Source organism: Microcella sp., assembly GCF_025808395.1.
Classification (GTDB): domain Bacteria; phylum Actinomycetota; class Actinomycetes; order Actinomycetales; family Microbacteriaceae; genus Microcella.
Window position 1 is genome coordinate 2,082,975 of the sequence record NZ_CP075524.1, and the last position, 18,685, is coordinate 2,101,659.

At 68.5% G+C, this 18,685-nt stretch carries 19 protein-coding genes and 1 tRNA gene; 10 read left to right on the forward strand and 10 right to left on the reverse strand.

Annotation, left to right across the window (positions count from 1 at the left end):
* Together KIT89_RS10195 and KIT89_RS10200 are read right to left on the reverse strand one after the other, a co-directional pair.
* The gene (locus tag KIT89_RS10195) at nt 1–516 is read right to left on the reverse strand and encodes an FHA domain-containing protein (RefSeq protein ID WP_297601116.1); all 516 of its coding nucleotides are present in this window, start codon (nt 514–516) and stop codon (nt 1–3) included.
* A complete protein-coding gene (locus KIT89_RS10200; RefSeq protein WP_297601118.1) occupies nt 513–1,223 on the reverse strand; it encodes a DUF3662 and FHA domain-containing protein in 711 nt (236 codons plus the stop codon). The genes KIT89_RS10195 and KIT89_RS10200 overlap by 4 nt, the downstream gene beginning before the upstream one ends.
* Before the next feature lie 120 nt (nt 1,224–1,343).
* Between KIT89_RS10200 and KIT89_RS10205 the strand changes: the two genes are divergently transcribed.
* Nucleotides 1,344–1,430 (forward strand) — tRNA-Leu (locus KIT89_RS10205).
* A 65-nt stretch (nt 1,431–1,495) separates the two neighbouring features.
* Nucleotides 1,496–2,035 (forward strand): YaeQ family protein, encoded by a 540-nt coding sequence (locus tag KIT89_RS10210; RefSeq protein ID WP_297601121.1) that lies wholly within the window; start codon nt 1,496–1,498, stop codon nt 2,033–2,035.
* Nucleotides 2,036–2,262: 227 nt separating this feature from the next.
* Here the strand turns inward: KIT89_RS10210 and KIT89_RS10215 are convergent, their stop codons facing one another.
* Nucleotides 2,263–3,432 carry a helix-turn-helix transcriptional regulator gene (locus KIT89_RS10215; RefSeq protein WP_297601123.1) on the reverse strand — a complete coding sequence of 390 codons (1,170 nt, stop codon included), beginning with the start codon at nt 3,430–3,432 and terminating at the stop codon, nt 2,263–2,265.
* An 87-nt stretch (nt 3,433–3,519) separates the two neighbouring features.
* Between KIT89_RS10215 and KIT89_RS10220 the strand changes: the two genes are divergently transcribed.
* Genes KIT89_RS10220 through KIT89_RS10230 form a run of 3 tightly spaced genes read left to right on the forward strand, consistent with a single transcriptional unit; the run spans nt 3,520 to nt 6,879 of the window.
* Complete coding sequence (locus KIT89_RS10220; protein WP_297601125.1) at nt 3,520–4,155, forward strand: NAD(P)-dependent oxidoreductase; 636 nt, start codon at nt 3,520–3,522, stop codon at nt 4,153–4,155.
* 45 nt (nt 4,156–4,200) lie between these two features.
* Nucleotides 4,201–4,575, forward strand: coding sequence for a heavy-metal-associated domain-containing protein (locus KIT89_RS10225; RefSeq protein WP_297601128.1), 375 nt, complete (start codon nt 4,201–4,203; stop codon nt 4,573–4,575).
* A gap of 48 nt (nt 4,576–4,623) precedes the next feature.
* On the forward strand, nt 4,624–6,879 hold the full coding sequence (locus KIT89_RS10230) for a cation-translocating P-type ATPase (protein WP_297601131.1): 2,256 nt from the start codon (nt 4,624–4,626) through the stop codon (nt 6,877–6,879).
* A gap of 53 nt (nt 6,880–6,932) precedes the next feature.
* On the opposite strand, the gene KIT89_RS10235 is transcribed toward KIT89_RS10230, so the two are convergent.
* Nucleotides 6,933–8,744, reverse strand: coding sequence for a GMC oxidoreductase (locus KIT89_RS10235; protein ID WP_297601134.1), 1,812 nt, complete (start codon nt 8,742–8,744; stop codon nt 6,933–6,935).
* Nucleotides 8,741–10,441 carry an aldehyde dehydrogenase family protein gene (locus KIT89_RS10240; RefSeq protein WP_297601136.1) on the reverse strand — a complete coding sequence of 567 codons (1,701 nt, stop codon included), beginning with the start codon at nt 10,439–10,441 and terminating at the stop codon, nt 8,741–8,743. The genes KIT89_RS10235 and KIT89_RS10240 overlap by 4 nt, the downstream gene beginning before the upstream one ends.
* Nucleotides 10,442–10,555: 114 nt before the next feature.
* On the opposite strand from KIT89_RS10240, the gene KIT89_RS10245 reads away from it, so the two are divergent.
* Genes KIT89_RS10245 through KIT89_RS10255 form a run of 3 tightly spaced genes read left to right on the forward strand, consistent with a single transcriptional unit; the run spans nt 10,556 to nt 13,187 of the window.
* Nucleotides 10,556–11,620, forward strand: a complete 1,065-nt coding sequence (locus tag KIT89_RS10245) for a type III polyketide synthase (RefSeq protein WP_297601139.1) — start codon at nt 10,556–10,558, stop codon at nt 11,618–11,620.
* Nucleotides 11,617–12,147 carry an isoprenylcysteine carboxylmethyltransferase family protein gene (locus KIT89_RS10250; protein ID WP_297601141.1) on the forward strand — a complete coding sequence of 177 codons (531 nt, stop codon included), beginning with the start codon at nt 11,617–11,619 and terminating at the stop codon, nt 12,145–12,147. Before KIT89_RS10245 ends, KIT89_RS10250 begins: the two co-directional genes overlap by 4 nt.
* A complete protein-coding gene (locus KIT89_RS10255; RefSeq protein WP_297601143.1) occupies nt 12,144–13,187 on the forward strand; it encodes an NAD(P)/FAD-dependent oxidoreductase in 1,044 nt (347 codons plus the stop codon). The genes KIT89_RS10250 and KIT89_RS10255 overlap by 4 nt, the downstream gene beginning before the upstream one ends.
* Before the next feature lie 4 nt (nt 13,188–13,191).
* Here KIT89_RS10255 and KIT89_RS10260 read toward each other — a convergent pair whose 3' ends face one another.
* Entirely contained in the window at nt 13,192–13,845 is a 654-nt protein-coding gene (locus KIT89_RS10260; protein ID WP_297601145.1) for an HAD hydrolase-like protein, read from the reverse strand.
* A 147-nt stretch (nt 13,846–13,992) separates the two neighbouring features.
* Here KIT89_RS10260 and KIT89_RS10265 point away from each other — a divergent pair, with 147 nt between their 5' ends.
* Nucleotides 13,993–15,507, forward strand: coding sequence for a hypothetical protein (locus tag KIT89_RS10265; RefSeq protein ID WP_297601147.1), 1,515 nt, complete (start codon nt 13,993–13,995; stop codon nt 15,505–15,507).
* Here KIT89_RS10265 and nucS read toward each other — a convergent pair.
* On the reverse strand, nt 15,504–16,199 hold the full coding sequence (nucS, locus tag KIT89_RS10270; protein WP_297601150.1) for an endonuclease NucS: 696 nt from the start codon (nt 16,197–16,199) through the stop codon (nt 15,504–15,506). The genes KIT89_RS10265 and nucS overlap by 4 nt on opposite strands.
* Nucleotides 16,200–16,262: 63 nt before the next feature.
* On the opposite strand from nucS, the gene KIT89_RS10275 reads away from it, so the two are divergent.
* Nucleotides 16,263–17,222, forward strand: a complete 960-nt coding sequence (locus KIT89_RS10275; protein WP_297601153.1) for a hypothetical protein — start codon at nt 16,263–16,265, stop codon at nt 17,220–17,222.
* A 101-nt stretch (nt 17,223–17,323) separates the two neighbouring features.
* On the opposite strand, the gene KIT89_RS10280 is transcribed toward KIT89_RS10275, so the two are convergent.
* Genes KIT89_RS10280 through KIT89_RS10290 form a run of 3 tightly spaced genes read right to left on the reverse strand, consistent with a single transcriptional unit; the run spans nt 17,324 to nt 18,679 of the window.
* Nucleotides 17,324–17,563 (reverse strand): hypothetical protein, encoded by a 240-nt coding sequence (locus tag KIT89_RS10280; protein ID WP_297601155.1) that lies wholly within the window; start codon nt 17,561–17,563, stop codon nt 17,324–17,326.
* Complete coding sequence (locus tag KIT89_RS10285) at nt 17,560–17,820, reverse strand: ribbon-helix-helix protein, CopG family (protein WP_297601158.1); 261 nt, start codon at nt 17,818–17,820, stop codon at nt 17,560–17,562. Before KIT89_RS10285 ends, KIT89_RS10280 begins: the two co-directional genes overlap by 4 nt.
* A gap of 37 nt (nt 17,821–17,857) precedes the next feature.
* The gene (locus tag KIT89_RS10290) at nt 17,858–18,679 is read right to left on the reverse strand and encodes an SDR family NAD(P)-dependent oxidoreductase (RefSeq protein ID WP_297601161.1); all 822 of its coding nucleotides are present in this window, start codon (nt 18,677–18,679) and stop codon (nt 17,858–17,860) included.
* Nucleotides 18,680–18,685 lie beyond the last annotated feature (6 nt).

Consider the following 18,685-nt stretch of genomic DNA (forward strand, 5'->3'; position numbering starts at 1 on the left):
CTACCGTCGCAGCTCGAACGTCGTCGTGCCGATGCTGACAGGAGTGTTCGGCGGCACCGGCGTCGGGGCGCCCACCTTCTTGCCTTTCACGAACGAGCCGTTCGTCGAGTCGAGATCTTGCAGCATCCACACGTCGTCCCAGAGCATGAGCCGCGCGTGATGCGTCGAGGTGTAGTCGTCGCGGATCACGAGCCCCGAGTCTGCCGAGCGCCCGATGGTCAACTGATCGCCCTCGAGCGGCAGCTCGAGACCCTCTTTGGCTCCTGACGTGATGACCAGGCGGCGAGCGGGAGGCCCGCCAGCTGCGGGCGGTGAGCTGGGGGTGCGAGCGACGGGGGCTGCCACAGGAGCCGCAGTGCTCGAGGCGGCGGCAGCCGCGGGGGTGCCGGCGGCGGGCATCCGGCGCACCTTCGTGCCGAACAGATCAGATCGCAGGGCGTAGACGATCGCGAAGACGAACGCCCACATCAGAATGAGAAAGCCGATGCGCAGCAGCAGCAGGGTGAGCTCGCTCATCGGCCTCCTCCAGGGGGTCGCGTTCGGGGTTCGGCGACGGCACCGCGCTGGGCGAGCACGCGAAACTCGATGCGGGTACGCCCGATCTCGATCACGCTATCGGGCGGCAGCACGGCTCGCGTGACCGGCTCACCGTTGAGCAGGGTTCCGTTGGTGCTGCCGAGGTCGGTGACCTGGGCGCGCTCGCCATCCCAGAGAATCTCGATGTGCTTGCGGCTCGTGCCCGAATCATCGAGCGTGATGTCGGCTTCGCTGCCCCGACCGATGATGGTGCGCGAGCGGGTGAGGCGGTGCCGGGCTCCGTCGATGTCGAGCACGGGGCTCCACACGACCTGGCCCTTGACGGTGGTGCTGGCGATGGCGACGACGCCCTCAGCGATGCTGTCGTCGCGGTCGAGCGTGATGTCGATGCCGCCCGGAAAGGTGTAGCCCTGCGCGGTGGCGTGCCGCTGCAGCAGCAGCGTGAGCTCATCGATGAGCGACTCGCCGAGGTCGTTCATGCGCGCGAAATCGGCGGGGGCGAGGCGCACGTGCAGCTCGTTCGGCACCAGAATGCGGTCGCGCGAGACGACGGCGGCTTTCGTGTCGAGCTCGCGGCGCAGCGACGCGGCGATCTCGAGCGGTTGCACTCCGCTCTTGAACGTTTTCGCGAACGCACCGCCGACGGCGCGCTCGAGACCGCGCTCGAAGCTGTCGAGAAGCCCCACCTGCGTCCTCCCTCGGCCGATGACCCTCTGATGGTAGTCGTCTCGCCTTGCCAGCGCCGCACAGCGACCTGGGTGCCCTGTGCTAATCTCGCTGAGTTGACGGGCCGTGAGGCGCGTCGCGCGCGAGTGGCGGAATTGGCAGACGCGCTGGCTTCAGGTGCCAGTGCCCGTAAGGGCGTGGGGGTTCAAGTCCCCCCTCGCGCACCAGAGATTTCTTCTGGTGCGACTCTTCGTGACGGCGGTCATCACGCCGCGGGCTAGGCTCGGGCACCATGGCAGCCGGCGCAGTGGTCTACACGTTCACAGGATCATTGGCCGACGTCGATCGCGCCGTCTACGACGACCTCAGTCTGCGCGTCGCACGCCACCCGAGCGAGACCGACGCCTACATGATGACGCGCGTGCTCGCCTACTGCCTCGAATTCCACGAGGGCGTCGCCTTCAGCGAGGGCGTCTCGTCGACCGATGAGCCCGCCGTCATCGTGCGTGATCGCACGGGTCGCGTCACGACATGGGTCGAGGTGGGGGCACCGGATGCTGCGCGCCTGCACCACGGCAGCAAACTGGCCGACCGCACGACGATCTACACGCACCGCGACCCGAGCAAGGTGCTCGCCCAGTGGGCGGGCAAGAAGATTCACCAGTCAGAGCGGATCGTGCTGCACAGCTTCGACCCCGGGTTCATCGAGGCCGCGGTCGCGGTGCTCGAACGCCGCAACACCATCACCGTCTCGGTGACCGAGCGGCAGGTCTACCTTGAGCTCAACGGCACCACGCTGAGCACGGTCGTGCACGATCACCCGCTCACGTAGAGCCGCGGAGACAAGAAAGGCGACGGCCCCTTCATCAACCCGAATGATGAAAGAACCGCCGCCAGAACCTTGACTGCCTCGGCAGGCCCCCGGCGATCCCCCGATCGCCACCTGCCGTTGCGTTGGCTCCACTCTGCTCGACGCGACGACGGCGTGCAACGGTGAAGCGGGCAGAAGATTCGCAATGCGAACGGCGCCCCCCGAGTGGGGGACGCGATGGCGCACTGCTATCGCGCCACCGGCCCGCCGCGCACTGGTTCGCCGCGCAGGACGCGCTGCTCGTTGTCGCGGAAGCGGGGTTCGTAGTGGGTGAAGAAGATCTTGCCGACCAGATCGCGACGGCTGCGCACTCCCGTTTTCTCGAAAATGTTGCGCAGGTGGTTCTGCACGGTGAGCGGTGAGACAACGAGCGACGTGGCGATCTCGTGCGTCGAAGAACCCGTGAGCACCAGTTCGACGACATCGCGTTCACGCTCGGTGAGGCCGTAGGCCGACATCAGCAGCGGGTAGATGCGGGCGGGGTGCGCCTGTTCGACGATCACGGCGACCCGGTGTCGATCGTCGCCGCTCAGCGGGGCGCCGTGCAGCAGCATCCACGTGCCGTCATCGGCGGGCACTCTCGAGAAGGCGACGGTCGCCGGCTGGTGATCGGCGACGCTCTGCAGCACCTGCGCGGCGACTGCGATGACCGCTGACGGCAGGCGACCCGCCGCGAGATCGCCGTCAGGCAGCCGTGCGAGCCATCGCTCTGCCCCCGGAGTGGCCGACCGCACCTGCCAGCGGTCGTCGATCACGACGAGGCCAGGAGCATCGGCCGTCTCGGGATCACGCGCCTCGCCGAGCGCCAGCGCCCGCCGAGCACCCGCGGCCAGCTCGGGGCCGATCGCACGCAGAAACCGCTTGTCGTCATCGGTGAACCGCGGCGCACCCGGTTCGCGGTAGAGGCCGATCGCGCCCCAGGTCTCGCCCTGCTTCGTGCGCAGGCGGGCGATCAGCTCTTGGTCTCCGCCCATCGACATGTTGAACTTCCAGCGAGGGCTCGCGCTCGGATCACCCCCGGTCGCCTCGTGGAGGGTCGAGACGCCCTCAGGCGACCGAACCACGTCGACGAGCGTGTACACATCGTCGCCGTAGTACTCGTGAGCGAGTGCGTCGGCCGGAAATTCATCGAGACCCTCATGGAAGTGACTCGTGACGAGGTGCGATGCCGGGTCGAGGGTGAAATAGCACGGAGTCCAGTAGTGGGGAACGACGCTCGAGATGATCTCAGTGCACGACCGCCAGTACGTCGCCAGGTCGAGTGGAGCCGTGGCGAGGGCGGCGACCTTCTCGATCGCCCGCTCGGTGCGGTCGGGCATCACGCTCTCAGGGTAGACCGCGACTCCCATCGTCAACATGGCGGAAATCTGCCATGGGCACGGCCACGAGGGCGAACTATGGTCGACCACCACTGAGACTGCAGTCATCACGAGAGGGGGACGACCATGAAGATCGCCGTATTCGGAGGAGCGGGGCTCGCGGGCTCAGCCTTCGTGGAGCACGCTCTTCGGCAGGGTCATGGCGTGAGAGCTCTCGTTCGCGAGTCGACCTCGGTGCCACCCGGGCTCGCCACCGCAGAAGTCGTGCGAGGGGATGCGCTCGATGCGAGTGCGGTCGCCGAGACGATCAGCGGCTGCGATGTCGTCGTCTCGAGCCTGGGCGGATTCAGGGGGCCCGAGAGTCTCGACGCAGGCACGGCGAACATCATCGACGCCATGCGCCGACAAGGGCTGCGCCGACTCGTGGTGCTGCAGGGCTTTCACGTGAGCTTCGAGGGAGACCCCGAGAACTTCGCCAAGCGCATCGTGAAGCTGTACTTGCGGCTGCGGTGCCGACCCTTGCTGCCGCACAGTGCCGCCTTGGGGCGACTGCTGCGCGAAACCGATGACATCGAGTGGACCCTCGTGCGAGTTCCGCCCATCGTCGACGCGCCGTTCACCGGCCGCGCCGAGTTGGGGCGCTTCGCGCTCGGCCCACTGAGCAAGGTGACCGTCGGAGACACCGCAGCGACCCTGCTCGACTTCGCGACCAGCACCGCGTCTGTTCACGACGCCCCGATGCTCGTGACCGGGCGACGCTGACGCACGCGCAGGCGGTACCCCACGGGGGTATGAGAAGATGGCGGGATGACTGCGAACACAGACCTCTCGTCACGCACCACTCCCCTCAACCTGCTCGGTGACCAGACCGCGGCGGGCGGTTGCTGCGGCGGCGGCTCGTGCATGTGCGGCAGCCCCGCCGGCGCCGCGAGCCCCGGGGCGCAGACCGTTGACGACCACGCCCCGTCGGCGGCCGCGCACGAGTTTCTCGTCACGGGAATGACGTGCGGGCACTGCGTCTCGAGCGTAAGAGAAGAGGTCGGTGCGATCGCGGGGGTCGAGTCGGTCGAGGTGGTGCTGAAGAACGGCGGCGAGTCTCGAGTGACAGTGCGCGCAGCGGGTGCGCTCGACCCTGACGCCGTGCGCGCCGCTGTCGAGGAAGCCGGCTACAAGCTGGCCTGACCAGAGGAGCCTTGAGTACCCCAGGGGGGTATTGCTAGAGTGGGGCCCATGACAGCCTCGCCCGCGACCGATCTGCAGCTCGATCTGCAGGGCATGACGTGCGCATCGTGCGCGAACCGCATCGAGCGGGGGCTCAACAAGGTGCCCGGAGTCGAGGCCACCGTCAACTTCGCCACGGAGCGGGCCACCGTGCGTGCGACGCCGGAGGCGGCGGGGCAACTCGATGCCTCAGCGTTGCTCGCGGCGGTCGAGAAGGCCGGGTACTCGGCGACGGTCGTCGGCGCGCGCGACGAGAGCGCAGCATCCACCGCTCTTCACACGACTCCGGTCGATGAGCTCGCGCCCCTGCGCCAGCGGCTCATCATCTCTGCCGCGCTGACGGTGCCCGTGCTCGTGCTGTCGATGGTTCCGGCGTGGCAGTTCACGAACTGGCAGTGGCTCGCACTCGCGCTCGCCTCGCCCGTCGCCGTGTGGGGGGCGTGGCCGTTTCACCGGGTGGCCCTGCACAATGCGCGGCGATTCATCGCCAGCATGGACACACTCATCTCGGTCGGCGTGACCGCCGCCTACCTCTGGAGCCTGTACGCGCTGTTCTTCGGCGAAGCAGGCATGCCGGGCATGACCATGACGCTGCAGCTGCTCGGCACGCCAGAAGCGGGAGCCCACGAGATCTACCTCGAAGTCGCTGCCGCCGTGACGGTGTTCATCTTGCTCGGGCGCTACCTCGAAGCGCGCGCCAAGCGTTCGTCTCGCGAAGCCCTCGACGCGCTGCTCGATCTCGCTGCGCGCGACGTCGCAGTGCTGCGCGATGGCGTCGAAGTGCGCATTCCGGTCGGGCAGCTGCAGCTGGGCGATCGCTTCGTCGTGCGGCCAGGCGAGACCATCGCGACCGACGGCCTAGTCATCGAAGGCTCATCGAGCGTCGACCAGTCCCTCCTGACAGGCGAGTCAGTGCCCGTCGATGTCGCCGTCGACAGCCGGGTGGTCGGCGGCACCCTCAATGTCGGGGGGCGGCTTGTCGTCGAGGCTTCGCGCATCGGGGCCGACACCGAGCTCGCCCGCCTGGCGCGACTCGTCGAAGAGGCGCAGACCGGCAAGGCCGAGGTGCAGCGGCTCGCCGACCGTGTGTCGGGGGTGTTCGTTCCCATCGTCTTCGTGCTCGCTCTCGGCACGCTGCTCGCCTGGATTCTCATCGGCAACTCGGTCGAGATCGGCTTTACGGCCGCCGTCGCGACCCTCATCATCGCCTGCCCGTGCGCCCTCGGGCTCGCGACCCCCACCGCGCTGCTCGTCGGCACCGGGCGGGGCTCGCAGCTCGGCATTCTCATTCGAGGCCCGCAGGTGCTCGAGCGCACGCGGCGCATCGACACGATCGTGCTCGACAAGACGGGAACAGTGACGACCGGGCAGTTGGCGGTCACGGGCGTCGAGGCCGTCGGCAGCATCGATCGCGACCGGATGCTCGCACTCGCCGCCTCGGCCGAAGAAGGGTCTGAGCATCCGCTCGCCAGGGCGATCGTCGGCCACGCCCGCGACGCCGGCATCGAGTTGCTCGCGGCCGAGAGCTTCGAGTCGCACGCGGGCGCTGGGGTCACCGCGGTGGTCGACGGGCACGCGCTCGCGATCGGCCGCGCGTCATGGCTCTTCGAGTCGTGGGCTGTCGAGGTCGACGCTTCGCTCATCGTGACCCACGAGTCACGAGGAGCGACCCCGATCGTCGTCTCGATCGACGGTGCGGTCGCAGGCATCATCGTGCTTGCCGACACGCTCAAGCCGACGTCGGCGCTCGCCCTCGACCGGCTGCGTGCCCTGGGGCTCGAACCCGTGTTGCTGACTGGCGATAACGCCGGCGCGGCCCGAACAGTGGGGGCGGAGCTCGGTATCGACGACGTGCGCGCAGGGGTGACGCCGGCGGGCAAGCTCGATGTCATCCGCGAGCTGCAGGCTGATGGGCACGTCGTCGCGATGGTCGGCGATGGGGTCAACGACGCGGCGGCGCTCGCCGCGGCCGATCTGGGCATCGCGATGGGCGGCGGAACCGACGCGGCCATGGCGGCGTCAGATCTCACCGTCGTGAGCGGAGACCTGCTCGTCGTCGTCGACGCCATCCGACTCGCTCGGCGCACGTTGCGCACCATCATCGGCAACCTGTTCTGGGCGTTCGGCTACAACGTGGCGGCGATACCGATCGCCATGCTCGGGCTGCTCAACCCGCTGCTCGCGGCACTCGCGATGGCGTTCTCGAGCGTGTTCGTCGTGACGAACTCACTGCGGTTGCGCGGGTTCAAGCCCCAACCTCGGTGAGCGTCTGCGCGCTGTGACCAGCATGCTCTCCCGGGGTCGCGGTGGGGTGCGACTCAGGCGCGGCGCACGCGCGGGAGGCCCAGCGACACGGGCACGCGCAACTCGCCGACCGCGCCGACCGGCACGACGGGCGACCGAGGGGCGACCGGCGGCACGGGGCGGTAGGCGGCGCCGAGCTCGGGGCGGGCATCCGAGTCGCCGCGGTTCGGCCAGAGCGCGAAGGCGCGTTCCGCCTGGGCGGTGATCGTGAGTGAAGGATTGACGCCGAGATTCGCGGAGATGGCCGCGCCGTCGACGACGTGCAGACCCTCGTGACCGAACACGCGGTGGTAGGGGTCGACGACTCCCGACTCGGGCGAATCGCCGATGGCGCAGCCTCCGAGAAAGTGCGCCGTCATCGGAACATCGAACACTTCGCTGACCCCCGACTGCGCAAAGCCGCGCATGTGACGGGCCATGCTCTCGTAGGCCTGATTCGCCTGAGGAATGAACGTGGGGTTCGGCTCGCCGTGGCCCTGACTCGACCGCAGCCTGAAGCGGCCGAAGGCCCCCCGACCAGCCCGCACCGTGAGCGAGTTGTCGCGGTTCTGCATGACGAGCCCGACGATCGTGCGGCGGCTCCAACTGCCGATGCCGAAGATCATCGACGCGACGCGCGCGGGGTGGCGCAGCAGCTGGCCGATCCACAGCAGCCAGCGCGGAGTGCGACCGCCCCCCGGAATCGCGAGCGTGGCGAGAAGGGCGAGAGCGTTCGATCCGTGGCCGTAGCGGCAGGGCTCGAGGTGCGTCGACTCGTCGAGGTGCACCGACGAGGTGATCGCCACGCCCTTCGTGAAGTCGATTGCCCGAGAGTGGCGCAGGGCGGTGGATGCTCCGCCGAGGGCCTCAGAATTGGTGCGCGTCAACTCGCCCAAGCGGTCAGAGATTCTGGGCAGGTGCCCCTCGGCCTTCATGCGGTGCAGCAGCTGCTGCGTGCCCCATGCGCCCGCGGCCACGACGACCTGATCGGCCGTCCAGGTGCGCTCGGTGCGCCGACCTCGTCCGGTGGTACGCGTCGTGACCCTGTACCCGCCCTCGCCTCTCCCAGATGTGCCGCGAATTGTGTCATCGCCCGCGACTGAGCGCCCATCTGCGCCAGATCTGGCAGGAAGGGGCTGTATGCGGGTGACTGTTGTGAGCGGGAAGACCTCGGCACCCGCCGACTCAGCGAGGTGCAGGTAGTTCTTCACGAGCGTGTTCTTGGCGTTGTGGCGGCACCCCGTCATGCACTCGCCGCACTCGAGGCAGCCGCGTCGCGCAGGGCCAGCACCGCCGAAATAGGGGTCAGGCGACTCGACCCCCGCCCCCTCGCCGAAGAACACTCCCACCGGAGTCAGGCTGAAGCTGTCGCTGACCCCGAGGTCGGCCGCCACCTTCTGCATGATCTCGTCGGCGGGAGTGACGCTCGGGTTCGGAGTCACACCGAGCATGCGCGAGGCCTGGTCGTAGAACGGGTCGAGCTCGGTCTTCCAGTCTGTGATGTGCGCCCACTGCCGGTCGCGAAAGAACGCGTCGCTCGCCGGTCGGTAGAGCGTGTTCGCGTAGACGAGCGAGCCGCCGCCGACCCCCGCCCCGGCCAAGATCATGACGTTGTCGAGCAGGTGGATGCGCTGAATGCCGAGCATCCCCAGCGCAGGAGCCCAGAAGAACCTGCGCAGGCTCCACGAGGTGCGGGCGAACTCGTCGTCGGCGAACCGACGGCCGGCTTCGAGCACCGCGACGCGGTATCCCTTCTCGACCAGTCGCAGCGCGGCGACCGACCCGCCGAAACCCGAGCCCACCACGAGCACGTCGACGTGGGTCGAGGCCGAACGCGACTCGGTCATCCCTTGCGATAGCTCTCGATCGCAGCCGCACCGAGGGGTGCGGCGATGGCCCACGAATCGATGCCGGCGAAGCGGGTCAAGCGCCGCGCCGTGACGTGTGCCGTCTTGTTGTCGACGTACCAGAGGGGGGTCGGCGAAGGCTTCCAGTTTCCGCTGCCGACCGTGCGCTCGACGTGCTCGGGGTCGAGCAGTAGCGCGTTGTGCACGATGCCGATACCGCTGCCGACGTCGTCGAGCGTCTGCCCGGGAAACGCGCCCCACGTGCCGGCGGGCATGCCGAAGATCGTGCCCGTCCACGCATTGATGCCGATGGTGCCGTAGCGCAGGTCGGCGACAGCGGTGTCGAAGTGCTCGCCGAGGCGCTCGCGCGTGACGGGGTGGATGTGGATTCCGGCACTCAGTGAGCCGTCGAGGCGATCATTGGCGAAGGCGACGGCCGCAGGCAGGAAGGCCTGAGGCTCGCGCGATCCGGGCAGCCGCACCACGCCCAGCACGGGGGCGAACGTCTCGACGGTGAACAGGTGCTCGTCGGCCTTCTCGGGGTCGAGGTGGTCGACGAGAGTGCGGGGCACGTTGGGGTCGCCGCCGAGCACGGCGGCATCGGGGTGCACGGTGACGACGGCGAGCTGCCGGCTCGAAGCACCGGGGTAGTAGGCGGGCCGAACCGGGGCGGCGGCGAGATACCTGCGCATGGCGTCGACGAACTCGTCGGCACGCTGCCACGCATCGGGCAGCACCACCACTTGCGTCGCGACGCAGTTGAAGCCGCTGTTGTGCAGGCGCTGCGTGACGATGTTGCGGGCGACGTCGTCGACGTTCTCACTCGACCAGCCGTCTTCGGGCACCACGATCGCCGGCCCGACGCCGCCGAGCTCGCTCGAGATCGGCTTGCTCAGCAGCGGAGTGCCGGCGGCGCGCCGCTGCTCAGCCTGATCGTCGCGACCCCACACGATCGCATCGTGCGTGTGGCGGCTGCCCGTGAGGTGCACGCGGTCGATCAGCTCGTGCGCCATGAGGGCTTCACCGAGCTCGTGATCGCCATCGGTGATGAGCACGACGCCGAGGTCGATGAGCGGGGCGAATGCTTGCGCGATCGCGTCGCCGACGGCGGCGTTGATCGGGTTGAGCTTGACGACGACCGCTGATGCTTCTTGGTACAGCGCGGTGAGCACGTCGAGAGCGGGGATGCCCGTGATGTTGCCGGCCCCGAGCACGAGGGTGACGCGAGGCTCGCGGTGCGGGTCGCGCAAGGCGCGTGCTACACCGCGGCGAGCCTGATCGAGTGAGACGCCCGGGCGCAGCCACACCCTCGCCTCATACCCCTGCAGCACGACGTCTTTCGGCAGATACGGATATACCTTCAGGGTGGTGCGGCCGCCGGGGGCCGTGCCGAACTCGACCTCGTCGATCGGAGAGCGGCCCCGCTCGAGCTGCCGCAGCGTCTTCTCGAGGGCGCTCGTCGCGGTGATCACCGAATACGGACCGCTCGACCACTCTTCGCCCGCGAGGGGCTTGCGGGGGTCGATGCCTTTGATCGCGCACGCCGCCTCGACCCAGGCGGGCGCCGCGGCCAGGGTGGTCGCGCGCACCTCGCGCAGCAGTGCCCGCTTCTCGGCGAGAGGCAAGCGCACCCACCGCTCGGCGCCCTCGCGCAGGGCGATCAGCGACGGTTCGAGCTCGGCGATGGTGGCTGGCACTTCGGCTCCTCTTTCTGGGGTTCGGCGGTGAACGATCAGACGAATCGACCCTACTCGCGCACGGTCTCTGTCAACCCTGCGAAATGGCGCAGGCGGCTGTGTCATCATTCGCCCATGCCTCAGATTCTCGCGGTAGCACCGGTGCTGCCCGAGCATGCCGTCACCCAGCAGCAGATCACGACCGAGCTCGCCGACGGCATGACCGACGACCCGGCCGCGCGCGCCGTGATGCAGCGCATCCACTCGGCGAGCGGGATCGACACCCGGCACTTGGCGCTGCCGCTCGCCGACTACCGCAGCATCGAGGGCTTCACGGCGACCAACGCCCTCTTCGCCGAACTCGCACTGCCGCTCGCTGAGCGCGCGGTGCTGACGGCGCTCGCCGGGACGGGCCTCGGGGTCGCCGATGTCGACCACCTCTTCTTCACGACGGTGACCGGGCTCGGTGCGCCGTCGCTCGACGCGCAGCTCGCGACGAGCCTGGGCTTCAGGTCAGACCTGCGGCGCGTGCCGAGCTTCGGGCTCGGATGCGTAGCGGGTGCAGCCGGCCTTGCTCGCGTCGCCGACTACCTGGCGGGGCACCCCACAGGAGTCGCCCTGCTCGTCTCGGTCGAGTTGTGCTCGTTGACGCTGCAGTGGAACGACCACTCGATGGCCAACGTGGTCGGCACCGGCATCTTCGGCGACGGCGCGGCCGCCGTCGTGATGGTGGGGGATGCCCATCCGCTCGCTCTCGACGCCGCCGAGCCGCGCGCCCGGGTCGTCGGCAGCCGCAGCGCCCTCTACCCCGAGAGCTCAGAGATGATCGGCTGGCGCATCGGCGAGAGCGGCTTTCGGCTCATGCTCGCGGCCGGGGTGCCCGCGCTCATCGACGGCCACTTCGCCGCGGCAGTCGACGAGCTGCTCGCCGAGGCGGGGTGGAGTCGGGCCGACGTCGACGACTGGATCGCGCACCCGGGAGGGCCGCGCGTGCTCGAGTCGTTCAGCGCCGCGCTCGACCTGCAGCCGGCGGCGCTCGCGACGAGCTGGGCCGTGCTCGCGCGAGCGGGCAACATGTCGTCGGCCGCCGTTCTGCACGTGCTTGCCGAAGGGGGCGCACGCCCGGCCGGCACGCGCGGAGTGCTCTTCGCCCTGGGCCCAGGGGTCACCGCTGAGATCGTCTTGCTGGAGTGGTCATGAGTGTTGTGCTGTACATCGTGCTGGTGCTCGCCACGGGGGTCGAACGACTCGTCGAGCTGGTCATCTCGAATCGCAATGCTGCGCATGCCTTCGCACAGGGCGGGGTCGAGCACGGCAAGGGGCACTTCCCGTTCATGGTGGTGCTGCACACGGGCCTCCTGCTCGCCTGCATCGCCGAGGTCGTGCTGCTCGATCGCCCGTTCATCGGCGCCCTCGGCTGGCCCATGCTCGTCATCGCGCTGCTGTGCCAGGCGGGCCGCTACTGGGTGATCGCATCGCTCGGGCGGCAGTGGAACACACGCGTCATCGTCGTGCCCGGAGCGACGCGGGTGACGCGCGGGCCCTACCGCTTCGCGTGGCTGCGGCACCCCAACTACTGGATCGTCGCGATCGAGGGCATCGCACTGCCGCTCGTGCACTCGGCCTGGATCACGGCGATCGCCTTCACCTTGCTCAACGCGGTGCTGCTGCTGGCCTTCCGCATCCCGACCGAGAACCGGGCGCTCGCCGCGCTGCGATCTGCATGACCGCGGCGCTCGACGCCGACGTGCTCATCGCCGGTGGCGGGCCGATCGGGCTGGCGACGGCGCTCGAACTGCACGCGCGCGGGCTCACCGCGGTCGTGCTCGAACCGCGCGAGGGAACGATCGATAAGGCGTGCGGCGAAGGGCTCATGCCCGGCGCGCTCGCGGCGCTCAGCAGGTTGGGCGTCGACCCCGCGGGGCACCCGCTGCGGGGCATCCGGTATCAGGATGCCCGCCGCGCCGTCACGCACCGCTACCGCTCTGCCGCCGGTCGTGGAGTTCGACGCACGGTGCTGCACGAGGCCCTGCGGTCGCGCGCGGCCGAGGTCGGCATCGAGACGCGGCATGAGCGGGTCGACGAGATCACGCAGCACGACGACGCGGTCGTCGTGGGCACGCTGCGCGCGCGCTGGCTCATCGGAGCCGACGGCCTGCACTCGACCGTTCGCGCGGTGAGCGGGCTCGATCGGCCCGCGCGCGAGTCGACCCGGGGCGCTCGCCGATTCGGGCTGCGGCAGCACTTCGCGGTCGCGCCGTGGAGCGACCTCGTCGAAGTGACCTACCTGCCCGCGGCCGAGCTCTACGTCACGCCCGTCGACGAGGGCACGGTCGGCGTCGCCGTGCTCGCCCCTCGGCCGCTCGACCTGACGACGGCGATCGAGCAGGCGCCCGCACTGCGCGAGCGGCTCGCCGGCGCCGATGAGGCGAGCAGCCTGCGCGGGGCGGGCCCGCTGCGCCAGCGCACACTGGCCCGCACGAGCGGACGGGTCGCGCTCGTCGGCGACGCCTCCGGGTACGTGGATGCTCTCACCGGCGAAGGGCTGCGTGTCGGGCTCGCCCAGGCGCAGGTGCTCGCCGAGTGTCTCGCCGTCGGGTCGCTCGCGCGCTATGAGCGCGCGTGGGCGCGGTCGACGCGAGACTTCCGCGTGCTGACGGCGGGGCTGCTCGCTGCGGCGACCTCGCCCGCGCGCGGCCTCATCGTGCCGACCGCCCGAGCGTTGCCGAGCGTTTTCGGCGCGGTCGTCGAACGTCTCGCCCGCTGACCGGTCAGAGACCGAGCAGGGCGCGCAGCTCGTCGACGTCGTGGGCGACGGCGATGGCGTGCGCCCACTCCGACGGCTCGCCGTAGCCCCACGACACGGCGATCGTCGGAACACCGTGCACCGCTGCGCCCTCGACGTCGTGCACGCGATCGCCGACCAGCACGGGGCGCGTGAGATCAGCATCCATCGCCCGCAACCGGATGAGGGCCTCGGCGACGACGTCGGCCTTTGCACTGCGCACCTCGTCGGCCGACGCCCCCGTGATGATGTCGAAGTGGTGGGCGATCGTGAAGTGCTCGAGCATGAGGGTTGCCGGCAGCTCGGGCTTCGAGGTGGCCAGGCTGAGCGGGATGCCCGCCGCGGCGATGTCGGCCACCAGCAGGCCCATGCCGGGGTAGAGCGTCGCGTCGTATGCGCCGCGGTCGAGGTAGCGCTCGCGGTAGATCTCGAGGGCGCGCTCGCGCTCGGCGAGGTTCATGCCGGCCCGATCGCGGAACGAGTCGAGAATCGGCGGGCCGACATAGCGCAGGAGCTCGTCGTGGTCGGGAATCGGCATGCCGAGCACGCCGAAGGTGTGGGCGAGCGTGTCGGTGATGCCGGGGGCCGAGTCGGTGATCGTGCCGTCGAGGTCGAGCAGGATCGTCGTGTACGAGGGCATCGCTCGAGCCTACGCGGCCGTCTCGACATGGAGATTGACCACCCCCGAATGCGTGGCACTGCAGTGCTTGGCAGTCGGGCGGCGAGACGCTACCGTGAAAGCCATTCGACATCCGTCGACGCGTCTACCCCTGAAGTGAGATCAACGATGAACTCGTTCGTCATCCGTCGTATCCGTTCGATCAGTGCCGCAGCGTTGGGCGCCGCACTCGTCGTCGGGCTCGGCGCCACCAGCGCCTCGGCAAGCCACTTCAGAGCGAGCGGCCCCGACTTCGTCGTCGACGGGCAGGTGGCCACCTGGGTCGTGACGACCGCATGGGAGGCCAACGACGCCGACAGCTTCGTGGGCGAGGGCGGCACCACTGAAGTGCTGTCGATCGACTCGTACGCCGACACCCCCGGCGAGGGAACCGGCACGGGAGTGCTGCTCGAAGTGATCAGCGAAGTCGTGTCGGATGAACCGTTGTATGCGCAGACCGTCGAGACCTTCCGCGGCGACCTGTCGTCGCTCGGTGACGGACTCTATGAGTTGTACATCGATAATTGCTGCCGAGTCGACGACATCGAGAACAGCATCGCCGAAGACTTCTCGCAATGGGTGCGGTTCAGCAAGACGGGGTCGACCTACTCGGTCGCGCCCCGATTGAGCGTGCCGATCATCTACGCGCCGCTGTCGATCACAGGCGTCACCACGCTCGTCTCGTATGCGGCACCCGGCGCAGTGAGCTGGAGCCCCGTGAGTGACGAGAACTACCCGTACTACGGCTCAGGAGCCCTGCCGTGCTCGACGTTCAGCGGCGGAGCGCTGCAGGTGGGTGCCGCGCACTGCACAGGCGGCGACGTCTACACCGACATCTACACCGAAGGCAGCTACTGGGCCTTCAAAGTGCAGATCGCCGATGCGGCAGGTCGTCAGAGCGTCGCCGAGACCCTCTTTCGCGTCGAGAGCACGCCCGAGCCGTACATCGATCGACACGTCTGGTTGAACGGCGGCGCGCGGGCTCAGTTCTGGGCGTACGCACCTGACGTGCTCGTGTCGAGCTGGGTGATCGAGTGCACCAACACGAGCGACGCAGGCGATGTCGTCTCGGGCAGTGCGACGAGCCTCCCGATCACGGTCAACGGCTTCACCGGCGGCGAAGAGTATGACTGCGTGGCCTCGGCGACGAACGGTGCAGGAACCGGCAGCAGCGACCCCGGTGACTACGTCATCACCGCCCCCAGCCTGCTGCTCGAGCTGCAGTTCTCAGTCGGCGACTTCTATGCGGGCAAGACGGCGGTCGTCGAGGGCACCGGACTCGACCCGTATACCGACTACTCGCTCGTGATGTTCTCAGACCCGCTGCCGCTGCTGGAGGGCGAGACCGATGGAGACGGCTCGTTCTACGAGGAGGTCACCGTTCCTGAAGAGGCGTGCATTCCCGGCCGCCACGAGCTGCAGCTTGCCGGAACCGCCGGAGACAGCCCTGTGACGACCTCGCAGTGGATCGAGATCGACGAGAACTGCATCGTCATCGAGATTCGCGACTCGGCGTGGGGCGATGACGAGCTCGCCGACACCGGAGCAGCGAATGCCGCCCTGCCCGTGGGCATCGCAGCTCTCATCACCGCCCTGGGTGCTGCCCTGCTCATCGCCCGACGGCGGGGCGAGACCACCGTCTAGAACAGTCGGGGCACGCCGTCGTCGAGACCGCGCATGGCGTCGTAGTCGAGCAGCAGGCACCGGATGCCGCGGTCTTCGGCGAGCGTGCGCGCCTGCGGAGCGATCTCTTGCGCCGCGAAGACGCCGCTGACCGGGGCGAGCAGCGGGTCGCGGTTCATGAGTTCGAGGTAGCGCGTCAACTGCTCGACGCCGTCGATGCCGCCCCGGCGCTTGATCTCGACGGCGACGGATGCTCCGCTCGCGTCGCGCGCCAAGATGTCGACCGGCCCGATCGCCGTCATGTACTCGCGGCGCACGAGCGCGTAGCCCTCGCCCAGCAGCTCGATGTGCTCGGCGAGCAGCTTCTGCAGGTGCGCCTCGACGCCGTCTTTCTGCAGGCCGGGGTCGACGCCGAACTCGTGGGCGGAGTCGTGCAGCACCTCGTGGATGCTCACGACGAGCAGGTCGGCGGTCTTCGCGTGCGTGACGCGCCACAGCTCGACGACCCCCGCCTCGCGCTGGTCGTCGTCGGGCTCGTCGATGACGAGAGTGCACGGCGGGCTCATCCAGTTGAGCGGCTTGTAGCTGAGCGAGTCGGCGTGCACCAGCAGGCTGCCGTCGCTCTTGTGGATGAGCAGGCGCGTCGCGAGGGGCAGGTGCGCACTGAGCCTGCCCGCGTAGTCGACGGAGCAGCGGGCGATGACGAGTCTCACTGCACCACGGTACCGAGAAGTGTGACCGCAACCCGAACCCCGTGCTCGATAGGCTCAAAGCACATGGGACTTCATCACCCGCGCGTATTCATGGCGCGTTCACCTATCGGTCGAGAGCAGCTAGTGGCACTCGATGATCGAGTCGAGTTCGTTCAATTCGACGCTGCCCTGACAGAAGACGATTATCGACTTCTCGGGGAGTGGTTCGAAAACCACACTGACAAGACCTTGAGGGTTTACGGATCATCGGACGGCTCGATCTCCGATCTCGACTTTCTTCGTTACTTCTCCAGCGTTCGCTCGTTCCAGGCAGATGCGCTGTATCACTCCCTTGCGAACATCGACGGGCTGGAGTGCCTCCCCGCCGATGCTCGCTTCATCGGCCTCGGCAAGACGAAGCGTCGGTTGTCGTTGGCGCCCCTGGCTCGATTCAGTGAGCTACAGCACGTGTACCTCGAAGCGCAGACCAAGGACATCGAGGTGGTCGGCGAGCTACGTGCGTTGCGTAGCGTGACCTTGCGATCAATCACGCTCCCGGACCTCTCGCTCCTCCTTCCACTCTCGGGTTTACGTGCCCTTGACTTGAAGCTCGGGGGAACGAAGAACCTGGATCTGCTACCGCGATTCACCGAGCTGGAATACCTCGAACTCTGGATGGTCAAAGGACTGCGGGACCTTTCGCCGGTTGCCGAACTTCCACACCTCGAGTTCCTGTTTCTGCAGTCGCTTCGTCAGGTGGAACGACTGCCCGACATGTCAGGTATGAAAGGCCTTCGTCGCCTATGGATCGAGACGATGCGCGGGCTGTCGGATCTCTCTCCGTTGCGCCGCGCACCCTCCCTCCGGCAACTTGCGGCCATCGATATGGTGCACCTTCAAGCGGAGGACTTCTTGCCTCTTGTTGGCCACCCCACCTTGGCGTCCTTCGCGGCGGGGCTTGGCAGTAAGAGAAAGCATGACGCGGTCGCCAATCTCATCCCGCTACCGCCTGAAGGAGACTGGAGCAAACCTCGACGCAGATAAGGCGGAATCACGTATCGCCACTCGGCGAGGCGCACATGAACAGTGCAGCCGATGAGATTTTGGTGACGAACGTGCTCGCGTTGACGAGGCACTGACAGTGTTCAGTCGAGAAGCGCCCGGTACTGAGGTCTGCACTTCATCGCGTGAATGATCTCTACCGTGCCGTCGTCCCAGACGAGTACGACGATCTCGAGCAGCCGAGTCTTCGTGTCGAAACCGAGTCGAAGCCGACGTTGCGGATTCTCTTCGTCGAGCGGACCGTCGATCAACGCATTTCCGGCGGCTTCTTGCACATCTGCCTCACCGATGCCGTGCTTGAGCGCAGACGGGCGAACGATCACGCGACGTGGGCCCACGAACTGAGCGCAGCCCGAATTGCCTCCGATCGGTTCAGCCCTTCCTTTTCAGCCCGTGCCATGAGGGCGGCGAGCTCCTCGGCCGTGAGGCGAACGGGAATGACCCGCGCAGCCGCTGATCCACGCGGGGCGCGCCCCCAGCGCGAGCGGAGCACCTCGACGTCGTAGCCCTTTTCGGCTTCGTCGACCCACTGATCGATCTGAGCCTCGTCGACTTCTTTGCCCTGAATGGTGCGCTTCATGATCTCATCGTAATACGTAATAGTCGAGAACGAAACCTCAGGCCCAGAGGCCCGGGCGGTGCTCTTCGGCGACCGAGCCGCCGCCGTCGACGACGATGAGCTGGCCGGTGACGTATGACGCGCCGGGGGAGGCGAGCCAGGCGATGGCGCTCGCGACCTCGGCGGGGGTGCCGCTGCGCCCCAACGGCACGAGTTCGCCTTCGACCGCCTCCTGCTGCAGCTGCGACGCCGTCGCGATCCAGCCGGGGGCGACGGCGTTGACGGTGATGCCCGAGCGCGCCTCGTCGACGGCGAGCCCGCGCGTGAAGCCGAGCACGCCGGCCTTCGCCGTGGCGTAGCCGAGGTCGTCGCGCGCGGCCTGCACGGCGCCGGTCGTCGAGGCGACGCTGATCACGCGCCCCCAACCCTGCGCCCGCATCCCGGCCATGACGGCGCGCGTGACGAGAAAGACGCTCGTGAGGTTCACGTCGACGGCGCTGCGCCACTCGTCGATCGACATGCCGATGTCACCGCGGGGCATCTCTTCGCCCACCGACACCATGCCGGCATTGTTGATCAGGATGCTCGGGTCGCCCACGAGCGACCGCGCAGCCCCGACGGCCGAGGCCGCGGCGCTCTCGGTCTCGAGCCGCGCGACGACCCCGTGCGCCTCGAACCCCTCGGCCCGCAGCTCGGCCACGCGCTGCTCGATGCGGTCGGTCGTCGCCGTCATCGCGACGAGCGCCCCGCGCTCGGCGAGCGCACGGGCCGTGGCGAAGCCGATGCCCTGAGCAGATCCGCACCCGGTGACGAGGGCGGTGCGACCCGACAGATCGAGGTCGGCGGGCAGGGTGCGGCGTGCGGGGGAGGAGCTCGTCATGCGGTG

Coding starts and splice junctions, on each gene's coding strand:
- KIT89_RS10245 (WP_297601139.1), top strand. CDS start 10,556: ATGCCTCAGATTCTCGCGGTAGCACCGGTGCTGCCCGAGCATGCCGTC.
- KIT89_RS10235 (WP_297601134.1), bottom strand. CDS start 8,744: ATGACCGAGTCGCGTTCGGCCTCGACCCACGTCGACGTGCTCGTGGTG.
- KIT89_RS10260 (WP_297601145.1), bottom strand. CDS start 13,845: ATGCCCTCGTACACGACGATCCTGCTCGACCTCGACGGCACGATCACC.
- KIT89_RS10210 (WP_297601121.1), top strand. CDS start 1,496: ATGGCAGCCGGCGCAGTGGTCTACACGTTCACAGGATCATTGGCCGAC.
- KIT89_RS10250 (WP_297601141.1), top strand. CDS start 11,617: ATGAGTGTTGTGCTGTACATCGTGCTGGTGCTCGCCACGGGGGTCGAA.
- KIT89_RS10255 (WP_297601143.1), top strand. CDS start 12,144: ATGACCGCGGCGCTCGACGCCGACGTGCTCATCGCCGGTGGCGGGCCG.
- KIT89_RS10285 (WP_297601158.1), bottom strand. CDS start 17,820: ATGAAGCGCACCATTCAGGGCAAAGAAGTCGACGAGGCTCAGATCGAT.
- KIT89_RS10215 (WP_297601123.1), bottom strand. CDS start 3,432: ATGTTGACGATGGGAGTCGCGGTCTACCCTGAGAGCGTGATGCCCGAC.
- KIT89_RS10275 (WP_297601153.1), top strand. CDS start 16,263: ATGGGACTTCATCACCCGCGCGTATTCATGGCGCGTTCACCTATCGGT.
- KIT89_RS10230 (WP_297601131.1), top strand. CDS start 4,624: ATGACAGCCTCGCCCGCGACCGATCTGCAGCTCGATCTGCAGGGCATG.
- KIT89_RS10220 (WP_297601125.1), top strand. CDS start 3,520: ATGAAGATCGCCGTATTCGGAGGAGCGGGGCTCGCGGGCTCAGCCTTC.
- KIT89_RS10290 (WP_297601161.1), bottom strand. CDS start 18,679: ATGACGAGCTCCTCCCCCGCACGCCGCACCCTGCCCGCCGACCTCGAT.
- KIT89_RS10265 (WP_297601147.1), top strand. CDS start 13,993: ATGAACTCGTTCGTCATCCGTCGTATCCGTTCGATCAGTGCCGCAGCG.
- KIT89_RS10225 (WP_297601128.1), top strand. CDS start 4,201: ATGACTGCGAACACAGACCTCTCGTCACGCACCACTCCCCTCAACCTG.
- KIT89_RS10195 (WP_297601116.1), bottom strand. CDS start 516: ATGAGCGAGCTCACCCTGCTGCTGCTGCGCATCGGCTTTCTCATTCTG.